Origin of the sequence: Bradyrhizobium uaiense (genome assembly GCF_010811875.1) — a bacterium.
Taxonomy (GTDB): domain Bacteria; phylum Pseudomonadota; class Alphaproteobacteria; order Rhizobiales; family Xanthobacteraceae; genus Bradyrhizobium; species Bradyrhizobium uaiense.
Map to the genome: position 1 here is coordinate 1 of NZ_VKHP01000085.1, position 13210 is coordinate 13210.

A 13210-nucleotide genomic window follows, 5' to 3' on the forward strand; every position below is an offset into this window, starting at 1 on the left:
GGGATGAGGTACTCTGTTTCCACACCCACCGAAGGGGCGAGGGGGACGGCACTGACGGAGCAGAGGTGTGTTGGGGGGGGGGTACCAAACTGCTAGCTGAACTCGTGGCGTGACCCCCACCCTGCCCTCCCCCTTTCAGGGGGAGGGTTCATCTTACAGCTCGCTCACAATCCCATCTGCCTTGATGCGAGATCCTTCATGATCTCCTCGGTGCCGCCGCCGATCGCGTTGACCTTGACCTCGCGGTAGATGCGCTCGACCTTGACGCCGCGCATGAAGCCGGCGCCGCCGAAGATCTGCACCGCCTCGGAGGCGCAATGCGCCATGGTCTGCGTCGCCTGGTTCTTCATCATGCAGATCTCGGCGACCGGGCTTTCGCCCTGGCCGAGCCGCCATGCCAGCATTTCCAGCATCGCCTGCGAGGCCGCGACCTTCTGCGCCATGTCGACGATCTTGTGCCGAATCACCTGGTGTTGCGCGATCGGCTTGCCGAAGGTCTTGCGCTCCTTGGCATAGGCGATCGCCTCGTCGAGGCAGACCCGCGCGTAGGCGGTGCAGCTTGCAGCCATGCCCATGCGCTCGCTGTTGAAGTTGTACATGATCTGCTTGAAGCCCTGGCCCTCCTCGCCGATCAAATTCTCGACCGGCACGCGGCATTCGTCGAAATGAAGGGTCGCGGTATCGGACGCCCACCAACCCATCTTCTTCAGCTTGGTACGAGACAAGCCGGGCGTATTGCCCTCGATCAGCAGCAGGCTGACGCCGCCGGGGCCTTCGCCACCGGTGCGCACCGCAACCGTCAGATAGTCGGCCCGCATGCCCGAGGTGATGAAGGTCTTCTCACCGGAGACGACGTAATGGTCGCCGTCGCGCCGCCCCTTGGTGCGGAGGTTCGCGACGTCCGAGCCGCCGCTGGGCTCGGTGATCGCGAGCGCTGAGATCTTCTTGCCGGCGAGCACCTCCGGCAGCACCCGCGCCCTGACCTCGGGGCGGGCGGCGCGGGCGATCGGCGGCGAGCCGATGCTATGGCTCATCAGGCTCGCGGAGACACCGCCGGCCCCGGCGCGCGCCAGCTCCTGCGAGGCCACGATCTTCATGAACTGATCGGCGGCGATCCCGCCATATTCCTCGGGGAAACCGAGGCCGAGCAGCCCGATCTCGGCCGCCTCGGCATAGAGCGCACGGGGAAACTCGCCCTCCTCATCCCATTGATGGGCATAAGGCTCGATTTCCCTGGCCACAAAGCGCCGCATCACCTCGCGAAAGGCCTCATGCTCGCCGGTGTAGAACGGGTTTGCCATCCGCATGCTCCATTGATTCTCGCGCCCGACGATGTCCGGATTTCGCCCGGCTCACTTGCGTCGAGTGGCTGTCCGGCGGACCGGGTTTCCATCTGGCCACCCGCCAGCCAGTAAACGCAAGACAGTATCCCGATACGCCCCCTCCACTGCCAATTCATGGCATCAATCGAGCCAGGAACAGGCGGCGCAAAGACTGCCGTTCCAGAGGAGGGAAATGTGCCGGTTCGTTACTACGACTGGATCGCGCATCATCGCCGGCGCACGCCGGACAAGATGGCGCTTGTCGATCTCGCAAGCGGCCGCCGCTTTAGCTATGCGGAGCTCGACGCCCGCGTGTCGCGGCTTGCCGGCTGGCTGCGCGACGGGCTGAAGGTTGCCCGCGGCGACCGCGTCGCGGTGCTGGCGCTGAACACCACAGATACGATGGAAGTGCAGTTCGCCTGCTTCCGGATCGGCGCGATCTTCCTGCCGCTCAACACCCGCCTCACCGTTCCTGAATTGCGCTACATCACCGGCGACGCCGCGCCCAAGGTGATGATCCATGACGACGAGCTCGCCGAGACGGCGCTTGCGGTCGCAAAACTCTGCGATGTCGCTTCCACCGCGCGGCTCGGCCCGGGTGGGGCCTATGAGGCCGGCATCGCGGCGGCCAAACCGCTCGAACGGTTCGAGGAGGTCATGCTCGATGACATCTCGACCATCATGTACACCTCGGGCACCACGGGCCAGCCCAAGGGCGCGATCATCACGCATGGGATGACGTTCTGGAATTGCGTCAATCTCGGCGGCCCCGCCTACATCTCGCCGGCCTCGGTGCTGCTGACGGTGCTGCCGCTGTTCCACACCGGCGGGCTGAATTGCTACACCAACCCGGTGCTGCATGCCGGCGGCACGGTGCTGATCATGCGCGCGTTCGATCCCGGCGAGGCGCTGAAACTGATCGGCGATCCCTTGCAGGGCATCAATGTGTTCTTCGGCGTGCCCGCGATCTATCAGTTCATGGCGCAGCATCCAGCCTTCGCGTCGGCGGATTTCAGCCGCCTGATGATCGGCGGCGTCGGCGGCGCACCGATGCCGGTGCCGCTGCTCAAGACCTGGGAGGCGCGCGGCGTCGCGCTGCAACAGGGCTACGGCATGACCGAGACCTCGCCGGCGGTGATGGTGCTCGACCGCGAGGATGCGGCGCGCAAGGCCGGCTCATCCGGCAAGCCGGTGCTGCACACCGAGGTTCGCATCGTGCGGCCCGACGGCAGCGATGCCGCGGTCGGCGAGCTCGGCGAACTCTGGGTCAAGGGCCCGAACATCACGCCGGGCTACTGGAACCGGCCGGATGCCAACGCCTCCTCCTTCACCGACGGCTGGCTGCACACCGGCGACGCCACCCGGATCGACGAGGAAGGCTTCTACTACATCGTCGATCGCTGGAAGGACATGTACATCTCCGGCGGCGAGAACGTCTATCCGGCCGAGGTCGAAAGCGTGCTGCACCAGCTGGCAGCGGTGGCCGAGGCCGCCGTGATCGGCATCCCGAACGAGCAATGGGGTGAGGTCGGGATGGCCGTGATCGCCGTGAAGCCGGGTCATTCGCTGACGCCGGCCGAGATCCACGCGCATTGCCAGGCCAATCTGGCGCGGTTCAAGTGCCCGCGCCTGATCGAATTCATCGATGCCCTGCCGCGGAACGCGACAGGCAAAATTCATAAGCCGACGCTCCGGCAGCAGTTCAGCCAGCCGAAGCCAACCGATACCGCGGCGTGATCTTGAGGCGCGACCCGCGCGCTCGGGATCTCGCCGCGACCACAATTGCCCCGTAACCGTCTGCCGGGACCGGATGCGGGTTCGTTGCGTAAGTCCCAACCAGAATCAATCGAGGAAATTGCCTTTATGAAAACCACAAGATTGCCGCTGCTGGCAGCCGCCACGGCGCTCTGCCTGCTCTCAACCCAGGCCGCCTTTGCACAAAAGAAGTATGACACCGGCGCCTCCGATACCGAGATCAAGATCGGCAACGTCGAGGCCTATAGCGGTCCCGCCTCCGCCTACGGCGTCATCGGCAAGACCGAAGAAGCCTATTTCAAGATGATCAACGAGCAGGGCGGCATCAACGGCCGCAAGATCAACTGGATCTCCTATGACGACGGCTACTCGCCGCCGAAGACCGTGGAGCAGATCCGCAAGCTCATCGAGAGCGACGAGGTCTTCCTGGTGTTCAACGCGCTGGGCACGCCGACCCAGACCGCGGTGCAGAAGTATCACAACGCCAAGAAGGTGCCGCAGCTCTTCCTCGCCACCGGCGCCAGCAAGTGGAACGATCCGAAGGATTTCCCGTGGACGATGGGCTTCCAGCCGAGCTACCGCGTCGAGGCGCGGATCTTCGGCAAGTACATCCTCAAGGCCAAGCCGGACGCCAAGGTCGCGATCTTCTATGCCAATGACGATTTCGGCAAGGACTACCTGGTCGGCCTGAAAGAGGTGCTCGACAAATCGAGCGTCAAGATCGTCGCCGAGGAAAGCTACGAGACCACGGAGCCGTCGATCGATTCCCACATCGTCAAGCTCAAGGACACCGGCGCCGACGTGTTCGTCAACATCTCGACGCCGAAATTCGCAGCCCAAGCGATCAAGAAGATCGCCGAGCTCCAGTGGAAGCCGATGCAGGTGATGACCGACGTCTCGATCTCGATCGGCGCGGTCATGAAGCCTGCCGGCCTCGAAGCCTCCGAAGGCGTGCTGTCGGCCGGCTACCTCAAGGACGCGTCCGATCCGCAATGGAAGAATGACGAAGGCATGAAGAAGTTCATGGCCTTCGCCGAGAAGTACATGCCGGGCGCCAATCTGTCCGACGCCAATCTGGTCTATGGCTACGCCGCGGCGCAGACCATGGTGCAGGTGCTGAAGCAGGCCGGTGACGACCTGACACGTGAGAACGTGATGAAGCAGGCCGCCAGCCTGAAGGACTTCACACCCGACACGCTGATCCCCGGCATCCGGATCAACACCAGCGCGACCGACTTCGCGCCGGTCGAGCAGCTCAAGATGATGCAGTTCAAGAACGGCCAGTGGGAGCTGTTCGGCGACATCATCAGCGCCGAGACCGGCGGCTAGCTCGAGCCGCTCGACGAGCAAACAGTGCCGCGAAGCCGCCCATTCGGGCGGCTTCGTTGTTCTTGCGGGGCGCATATGGTTCTCTCACCGTCACCCCCGCGCAACGGCTTTGCCGTTGTCGCTGGGGGAGCCGCGAAGCGGCGTCTCGAAGGGTCGACGGCCCGGCCGGTGGCCGTGCATCCTTCGAGACGCGCTACGCGCTCCTCAGGATGACGGGACCCGCATCGCAACCTGCGACTATCCCGGCAGGAAGATCGCGAACGGCTCGTCGATCGTGCGGCGCAGGTGCTCGCGATAGGCGGCGAAGTTGGCATCATCGGCCGACACCCGCCCGAGGCTCGGCTTGGGCACGTTCTTTGCCGGCAGGAACGCGATCGGCGCTGCGACCGGGGTCAGAAGCGAGCCGCGGCCGGCGAGCAAGGTCGTGATGATGCCGTACATCTCGCCGGTGTTGCGCGGGCGCGAAACCGTGATCACGCGATGCTGGCCGTGCCTGTTGGTCACGAGGTAGACGAAGCCCGATTCATTGGGCACAGCCACCTCCCCATACTGGGTGTAGTCGGCATCCTGCCGCTCGCCCTCGCGGAAGCCGAGCGATGACGCCGCCTCGTCCCAGGTGATCTCGGTCCGATAGGCATAGAGCGCGCCTGGTTCGCCGAAGGACGGACGCACCGTGATGTAGGTGCCCTCGATCCGCGCCACTGCCCGGCGGGAATAGGATCCGAGGCTGTCGGGCGCGATCCCGCCATTGGCCGGCACGGCGACCGTGATCGCCTCCGGCAGCTTGCGCAGGGACACGCCGAGCGCCTGCTCCAGCCGCACGGTGGTCGCCAGCGTGAACGGGCGACGGCCGCCGAGCACCTTCTCCAGTGTCGAGAGGCTCAGCTTCGCCTGCTCCGCCAGCGTCTGCCGCGAGATGCGGCGGCGCGCGATTTCCTCGCGGATGGTCTCCGCGACCTGCTGGCTCTGCTCGGCGGAAAGCTGCTTGTCCGGCGTCGACATCGTGTTCCTGCGCGGGTTCCCCATGAATCGGCGCAGTCTAGCAGACCGGACAATCCATCACAAAACCGCACAAACCCGCCTCGGCCGCCGGCGGAGCGCGCCGGACGGCGGCCGATCATTGCCGATCATTCTGCTCGCGCCAAAACCGCCGCTCTCCATGATTGCGAAGCAGCGAAAGCCTCGCTCGGGAGTGACGAAAATGACGATCTACGATGCATGTGAGAGCAGCCCGCAGATCCGCCTGTCGCGCAGGATGCGCATTGTGCTGTTCTTCCTGGTGGAAGGCGTAGCCGCGCTGGTGATCGGCTTTGCGGCGCTGTTCCTGAGTTTCGATCCGGGATGGTCGGCCGAACTGCCGCAACAGGCGGTGCTGCGGCCATCCGATGCGCGCTCCGGCTCGCTGCTGTTCAAGACCGACGACGGCTATGCCGACGCATTGAGGCTCGGCATCGATGTCGACCTCACCGTGTCGGGGCCGACCGTGCGCGCCCGCGTCACGCAGATCTTCCGCAACCCGACCAAGGACTGGGTGGAGGCAACCTATGTCTACCCGCTGCCGGCAGGCGGCGCGGTCGACACGCTGAAGATGGTGGTCGGCGACCGCATCGTGGTCGGTGACATCAAGGAGCGACAGCAGGCCCGCACCATCTACGAGCAGGCCAAGCAGAACGGCCAGAAGGCCGCGCTCACCGAGCAGGAGCGGCCCAACATCTTCACCAACTCCGTGGCCAATATCGGGCCCGGCGAAACCGTGCTGGTGCAGATCGAATATCAGGAGCCGGTGCAGCAGAACGGCAATGAGTTCTCGCTGCGGGTCCCGATGGTGGTCGGCCCGCGCTACAATCCGCGTCCGGTGGTGCAGAGCGTCGATCTCCGCGCCGATGGCAGCGGCTTGGGCGCCACGTCCACCGATCCGGTGCCGGACCGCAATCGCATCTCCCCCGAAGTGCTCGATCCCGCCACCAACGCATCCATCAATCCGACCAACATCACCGTGCATCTCAACGCCGGCTTCCCGCTTGGCGAGGTGAAGAGCCATTTCCATCAGGTCAAGATCGAGAACCCCGACAGCACCACGCGCGTCGTCAAGCTCGCCGAAGGCCCGGTGCCGGCCGACCGCGATTTCGAGCTGACCTGGAAGCCCGCCGCCGAGAAGGCGCCGTCGGTCGGGCTGTTTCGCGAGCATGTCGGCAATTCCGACTATCTGCTGGCCTTCGTCACGCCACCATCGGTCGAGCAGGCGCAGCGGCAGCAGCTCGCCCGCGAGGTGATCTTCGTGATCGACAATTCCGGCTCGATGGGCGGCACCTCGATCATCCAGGCCAAGGCGAGCCTCCTCTACGCGCTCGGGCGCCTGCAGCCGACCGATCGCTTCAACGTGATTCGTTTCGACGACACCATGGACACGCTGTTCCCGACGCCGGTCGCGGCAAACAGCGCCAATATCGGCAACGCGACGTCGTTCGTCAGCGCAATACAGGCACGCGGCGGCACCGAGATGGTGCCGGCGATGCGCGCGGCACTCTCCGACACCAATCACGACGACGCCAACTCCGTTCGCCAGGTCGTGTTCCTGACCGACGGCGCGATCGGCAACGAGCAGCAATTGTTCGAGACCATCAGCGCGCTGCGCGGCCGCTCGCGGGTCTTCATGGTCGGCATCGGCTCGGCCCCGAACACCTATCTGATGACGCGCGCCGCCGAACTCGGCCGCGGCACCTTCACCCATATCGGCTCGGTCGAGCAGGTCGACGAGCGCATGCGCGACCTGTTCGCCAAACTGGAGAATCCCGCTGTGACCAACCTCTCCGCGAAATTCTCCGACGCGATCGCCGACCTGACACCGTCGGCACTGCCCGATATCTATCGCGACGAGCCGCTGGTGCTGGCCGCGAAGCTCGACAAGCTCGCCGGCTCGGTCGAGATCAAGGGCCGCATCGGCGACCGTCCGTGGAGCGTGACGCTGCCGCTCGCCGGCGCCGCCGAGGGCAAGGGCCTCTCGAAACTGTGGGCACGCCGCAAGATCGCGGATGCCGAGGTCGCGCGCACCACCCGCCAGGAGAGCCCCGAAGATGCCGACAAGTCGATCCTTGCGCTGGCGCTGGAGCATCAGCTCGTCACGCGGCTGACCAGCCTCGTCGCGGTCGACAAGACGCCGAGCCGTCCTGAAGGCGAGCCGCTGAAGCTCTCCGAGCTGCCGCTCAACCTGCCCGCCGGCTGGGACTTTGCGAAAGTGTTCGGTGAGCGTCCGAGCCTGCCGGCTGCCCCCACCGGGCGTCGCGCTGACGCCGGCGACGGCAAGATGCACCTCGCTGCGCTGAAGCGGTCACCTGTCGCCACGCAACGTCCCGGCACCATCCAGCTGCCGAAGACCGCGACCGATGCCGAACTGAAGATGATCGCGGGCGTGATCCTGCTCACGGTCAGCCTCCTGCTTCTGGTGTTCAATCGGCGTCAGACGTCGCCCCAATGACGTCGGATGAAAGGAGGAGGTGCCCCCCGACCTCCTCCTTTCCAAGAGCGCGCGCGGCCTTCTCACCCGTCCCCCAAGGGCCGCGCGCGCCACTCTTTCCACTATCGTCATTGCGAGCGAAGCGAAGCAATCCATGCCACCATTCGGGGAAAGATGGATTGCTTCGTCGCTTCAGCGCAAAATTGCTTTGCAATTTTGTCGCGAGCTCCTCGCAATGACGAGAGCAAGATGCCAATGCGCCGCTTCATCCTCCCCCTCGCCTTCGCCCTCATCGGCCTGATCCTGTTCGGCCAGGGCGCCTACATCCACGCCAAGGCGCTGCTCGCGCAGGTGCTGCTGGAGCGTGCCTTCGCACAGAGCATCGCGACCGGCCATCCGGTGAAACCGTGGAGCTGGGCAGACACCTGGCCTGTGGCCCGGATCGAGGTGAAGCGGCTGCACGCGTCCGCGATTGTGCTCGCGGGCAGCAGCGGCCAGGCGCTGGCGTTCGGTCCCGGCCATGTCGAGCAGACCGCCGATGCCGGTGAGCGTGGCGTCGCGGTCTATTCGGCGCATCGCGACACCCATTTCCGGTTTCTGAAAGATGTCACAATCGGTGACGAGATCGACGTCACGCGGCGTGACGGCAAGATTTTTCGCTACCGGGCCGACCGTAGCTCAGTCGTCCGCTTCGACCAGTCCGGCATCGACCCTGTGACCGACGGGTATGAACTGGTGCTGTCAACCTGCTGGCCGTTCGACGCGCTGACATCGGGCCCAGAGCGCTATCTGTTGCACGCAACCCTGATCGAATCGGATTCGAGAACACGCGAATCGGATTCGAGAACGCTCGAATCGGGTTCCTGAGACGTGTGAATTTTCGCCTGCCGGGATATTGCGCGCGACGCCCTGACTTGCGCCAGCGTGAGTTGCCACCCTCTTCCATCAGCCATAAAAACAATGAAAAATCGGGTCCTGCGGTGATCGACCGTGGGCCAGAGGAAACAAGCAGAACAAGGATAAGGGCAGGCTCCATGGAAGCTCTCGCAAGCACCGCGTCACATCCGTCCCGCAAATGGGCGCCGCCCGCTGACGCTAGCGACATCGTCAAGAGCATCCATGCGATGCTGCACCCGCGCAACATCGTGCTGGTCGGCGCCACCGACAAGCCCGGCAACTACGCCGAGCGGATCTGGAACAATCTGGTCAAGTACGGATATTCAGGCGGCCTGTTTCCGATCAACGCCAAACGCGAAACGATCTGGGGCGTCACCTGCTACAAGGATTTCGCCAGCCTTCCCGAAAAGCCCGACCATGTGCTGGTGCTGGTGCCGGCCCGCTTCGCCGTGCAGGTGATCCGCGATGCCGCCGCGGCCGGCGCGCGCTCGGCAACCATCGTCACCTCAGGCTTCAGCGAGTTGCAGGATGAGGAGAGCCAGCGGCTTGCGGTCGAGCTGAAGCAGGCGATCAAGGAGACCGGGCTTGCGGTCACCGGTCCGAATTGCCTTGGCAATCTCAGCGCCGGCGAGAACCTGTTCACCAATATCGACGACCGCATCGTCACCATGGAGCCGGGCGCGGTGGCGATCGCCGGTCAATCCGGCGCGATCGTGATGGCGATCCGCCAGGCGCTGGAGGATCGCGGCGTCGGCGTCGGCTACATGGTCACGACCGGCAATGAATCCGGCCTCGAAACCCCCGACCTGATGAGCTATTTCGCCGCCGATCCCAGCATCCGCGTCATCGTGGTCTATCTCGAAGGCGTCAGGAACACCAAGGTATTCCGCGATGCCTGCAAGGCCGCGCGCGCCGCCGGCAAGCCGGTGATCGCGCTCAAGCTCGGCGCCTCGGAAGGCGGCCGTGCCGCGGCGATGGCGCATACCGGTGCACTGGCCGGCTCGATCGAGACCTTCGATGCGATCTCGACCCGCGAAGGCGTGATCCGGGTGCGCGGGCTGGATGAGCTGATCGAAACCACCGAGTGTTTCGTCCATGCCGATCCGCCGAAGGGCAACCGGCTGGCGGCGGTGTCGCTGTCGGGCGGCAAGCGCGGCCTCTTGATCGACGCGTTCTATTCCGCCGGGCTGAACTTCGCGCCGTTGAGCGAGAATGCATCGGAGCAGCTCGCAAAAATGCTCGGACCCGGCAGCATCGTCGGCAATCCGCTCGACGCCGGCTTTGCCGCTGTGGTCGATCCCTCCGTCTACATGAAGTCGATCGAGATCATGATCGACGATCCCGATACCGACATCGTCATCATCGATGCCGAGCTGCCGAAGGCGCCGCACGAGCTGCGCGAGCGCAATCTGCGCATCGTCAACGACATGGCGGCCCAGGCCAACAAGCCTGTGATCTATATCAGCGCGATGTCGATCGGCTTCACCGAGTTCACCAAGGGACTGCGCAAGTCGCTGCCCGACATCGCAGTCATGCAGGGCCTCGATCGCGCGGTCGGCGCGATCAAATCGCTGATCGAATATGCCGGTCTGCGCAAGGAAGTGCCCGACATCGCGTCGAGCTCGAAGGCGTCGGCGCGCGCCGTGCTGGAGAAGACGCTGAAGGCTGCCAACGGCGCCGCGGCGCTCGACGAGGTTGCCTCGAAGAAGCTGCTCAAGGCCTATGGCATCCCGATCTCGAAGGAAGAGGTGGCGCAGACCGCGGCGGAGGCCGTGAAGATCGCCAAGGCCATCGGCTTTCCGGTGGTCGCCAAGGTGGTCAGCCCCGACATTCTGCACAAGTCGGATATCGGCGGCGTGGTGCTGAATCTCGGCAATGCTGCCGAGGTGAAGAAGGCGTTCGACGGCATCACCGCACGGGTGAAGAAGCTGAAGGGCAAGCCGAAGATCGAGGGCATCCTGATCGCGCAGCAAGTCAAGGCCGATCTCGAGCTCGTAGTCGGCGCCTCGCTCGATGCCGAGATGGGCCCGGTGGTGCTGTTCGGCACCGGCGGCGTCGACATCGAGCTGATGAAGGACGTGGCGCTGGCCGGTGCACCGCTCGATGCCGCCGAGGCGAAAGAGCTGATCGCCAAGACCAAGGCCGGCGTCAAGATGAGGGGCTATCGCGGCAAGCCTGCGCTGCATGAGCCGTCGGCGGTTAAGGCGCTGGTCGGGCTCTCCAACCTGATGGCGGACGCCGCCGGCCGCATCGCCTCGATCGACGTCAACCCGTTCCTGATCAACAGCAAGCTCGGCGTCGCCGTCGACGGCCTGATCGTGCTGAACAACGCCGCCGCGAACAAGGCGGCGGGGCATTAGGTTCGGCGCGCACCCAGCCTATCACCGTCACCCTGAGGTGGCCGCTCCTTCAGCGGCCCTCGAAGGGCGACGGCCCGGCTGGTGGCCGTTCATCCTTCGAGGCGCGCAAGAGCGCGCACCTCCAGCGACAAAGGCGGAGCCTTTGCGCGGGGATGACGGATTGCGAGTATGCAGGCGGATCGAGACTAAAAGCTCGCTCCCCACTGCTGCGCGGTCTGCATCACCCAGTCGCGATAGAGCGTCAGCGGCGTCACGCCGGTGATGCCGCCGCAGCCGGCGGTGCCGTTCGGGCCGGTCGACCAGCTCACCACGCCGATGATTGCGGGCCCGCCTTGCTTGTCCTCGAACACGGGAGCGCCGGAATCGCCGGTGCAGGCCCCGAGCCCGTCGCGCACGCCCTGCCCGACCGGGTCCACGAGACGGATTTGCAACGTGCCGGGCTTGCCGCTTGCGACCAGGCCGACGACACGAACGCCGCCGCCGCTCTTGCCGTCGCCGCGCACGGTGACGCCGACGCCCGCGATGGTGAAGCGGCCGCCGACCTGGATCGGAATGTTGGGCATGCCGAGCGCGGCCGGCGCCTTGCCTGCGGCCGGCACCGCGAGCTGCAGCAGCGCGACATCGGCGGTCGCGACATGATTGGTCATGGCCTGCATCCGAAAGCCGGGATGGATCGCGACGGTCGTGACGTCCTGCAGCTTCGGCTGCCGGTCCGCACCATACTCGACGATCTTGTAGTCGGCGCCGGGCTGCACGCAATGCGCCGCGGTCAGCACCACCCTCGGCGCGATCAGGGCGCCGGTGCAGAAATTGCCGCGCGAACCGACGATGGTGACGACGGAGCGCGCAACGCCATCCGTCGATGGCGCGCCGCCACCGACGATGGCGAAGGCCGGCGACGCCATCAACAGAGTCAGAAGGGCTGTCGCTCGAATCAAATTCGTCATGGATCCCCGTCGATCTGCATTGAAACCGGACGCATCCGAAGCGCGACATTGCGTCGCTCACACCGAGCCTCGGAGAACATGCGATGTCGTACAGAGCATTCGGGCCGGCACGCGTCAATTGTCTAAATATCTAGGCGTCAATAACTACGGCGTTGAAGTCGCCGCCGGATTTCCTGCATCGTCATCGCGCGCACGCACCCTGCATCGCCGACCTGGCGCGATATGCAACACATCCGATCGCGGCTGCGCGATCCGCGATCGATGCGCTAATGTGAACTGCATCTCTTGATCCTGCGCGCATCTGCGCCGTAATTTCGACCCGATAACAATACAACCTCTGGCAGCATACCGCATACTTACCTTCATGACTTTCTGGATGCCGGTGCCGTTGACCTTCAGACGGCTTTTCATCCGCCATTTTGTTGAGTTCGAGGATAATGATGAGGATCGCGGTCGTCACGCCGATCAGGCTGTTCAGCGAGGGGCTTACCTCGAGTTTCCGGAACCATGCCCAGTTTGCCGTTGAGGCGGCGGTTTCCGATCTCGCCGGCCTGCGCACCACCCTCGAGGCCGGCGGTGTGAATGTCATCCTGATCGACGTCACACAGGGGATCGATCTCGACGAGATACGCGTGATTGCGAGCGAACATGCGGAGATCGCGCTGGTCGCGCTCGGCCTCAACGAGGACCGGCGTGACGTGGTTCGCTGCGGCCGGGCCGGGTTCAGCGGCTATATTTCCCGGAACGCCAGCTTCGATGAGCTCTGCCGCGCATTGTCGGACGTCGCATCAGGTCGGCTCGCCTGCAGCGCCGAGATTTCCGGCGGCCTGCTGCGCGCGCTGTTTTGCATGGAGCGTCAGACGGATACGATCGATGCGGACCAGGGACTGACGCGCCGCGAAAGCGAGGTTCTCAAGCTCATCGGACGGGGCCTGTCGAACAAGGAGATCGCACGCGATCTCAATCTCAGTCTTGCGACCGTCAAGCACCACGTCCATCACGTGCTGCAGAAGCTCGGCCTGCCGCGCCGGGCGCAGGCGATGCGACGGGTGCGCGAGGCGCCGTGGATCGCATCATCTGTGCCGACGTCCGATCGGCGCCGCGCGCTCGACTGATACCATAACCCTGAATTCCGTGGGCCGCTGA

At 64.9% G+C, this 13210-nt stretch carries 9 protein-coding genes; 6 read left to right on the forward strand and 3 right to left on the reverse strand.

Annotation, left to right across the window (positions count from 1 at the left end; translation table 11 throughout):
- Nucleotides 1-164 precede the first annotated feature (164 nt).
- Complete coding sequence (locus tag FNJ47_RS20750; protein ID WP_163156353.1) at nt 165-1301, reverse strand: acyl-CoA dehydrogenase family protein; 1137 nt, start codon at nt 1299-1301, stop codon at nt 165-167.
- A 216-nt stretch (nt 1302-1517) separates the two neighbouring features.
- On the opposite strand from FNJ47_RS20750, the gene FNJ47_RS20755 reads away from it, so the two are divergent.
- Both FNJ47_RS20755 and FNJ47_RS20760 read left to right on the forward strand, forming a co-directional pair.
- Nucleotides 1518-3059 carry a long-chain-fatty-acid--CoA ligase gene (locus tag FNJ47_RS20755; protein ID WP_163156355.1) on the forward strand — a complete coding sequence of 514 codons (1542 nt, stop codon included), beginning with the start codon at nt 1518-1520 and terminating at the stop codon, nt 3057-3059.
- Between the two features lie 126 nt (nt 3060-3185).
- Entirely contained in the window at nt 3186-4406 is a 1221-nt protein-coding gene (locus FNJ47_RS20760) for an ABC transporter substrate-binding protein (RefSeq protein ID WP_163156357.1), read from the forward strand.
- A gap of 237 nt (nt 4407-4643) precedes the next feature.
- On the opposite strand, the gene FNJ47_RS20765 is transcribed toward FNJ47_RS20760, so the two are convergent.
- Entirely contained in the window at nt 4644-5408 is a 765-nt protein-coding gene (locus FNJ47_RS20765; protein WP_163156358.1) for a helix-turn-helix domain-containing protein, read from the reverse strand.
- A gap of 199 nt (nt 5409-5607) precedes the next feature.
- On the opposite strand from FNJ47_RS20765, the gene FNJ47_RS20770 reads away from it, so the two are divergent.
- The 3 genes from FNJ47_RS20770 to FNJ47_RS20780 all read left to right on the forward strand — a co-directional run bounded on the left by FNJ47_RS20770 (nt 5608) and on the right by FNJ47_RS20780 (nt 11117).
- A complete protein-coding gene (locus tag FNJ47_RS20770; RefSeq protein WP_163156360.1) occupies nt 5608-7881 on the forward strand; it encodes a marine proteobacterial sortase target protein in 2274 nt (757 codons plus the stop codon).
- A 234-nt stretch (nt 7882-8115) separates the two neighbouring features.
- A complete protein-coding gene (locus tag FNJ47_RS20775) occupies nt 8116-8727 on the forward strand; it encodes a class GN sortase (RefSeq protein WP_163156362.1) in 612 nt (203 codons plus the stop codon).
- Between the two features lie 167 nt (nt 8728-8894).
- Complete coding sequence (locus FNJ47_RS20780) at nt 8895-11117, forward strand: acetate--CoA ligase family protein (protein WP_163156364.1); 2223 nt, start codon at nt 8895-8897, stop codon at nt 11115-11117.
- A 185-nt stretch (nt 11118-11302) separates the two neighbouring features.
- On the opposite strand, the gene FNJ47_RS20785 is transcribed toward FNJ47_RS20780, so the two are convergent.
- A complete protein-coding gene (locus FNJ47_RS20785) occupies nt 11303-12022 on the reverse strand; it encodes a S1 family peptidase (protein WP_430649400.1) in 720 nt (239 codons plus the stop codon).
- A 482-nt stretch (nt 12023-12504) separates the two neighbouring features.
- Here FNJ47_RS20785 and FNJ47_RS20790 point away from each other — a divergent pair, with 482 nt between their 5' ends.
- Nucleotides 12505-13179 carry a LuxR C-terminal-related transcriptional regulator gene (locus FNJ47_RS20790; RefSeq protein WP_163156368.1) on the forward strand — a complete coding sequence of 225 codons (675 nt, stop codon included), beginning with the start codon at nt 12505-12507 and terminating at the stop codon, nt 13177-13179.
- The last annotated feature ends 31 nt before the right edge of the window (nt 13180-13210 follow it).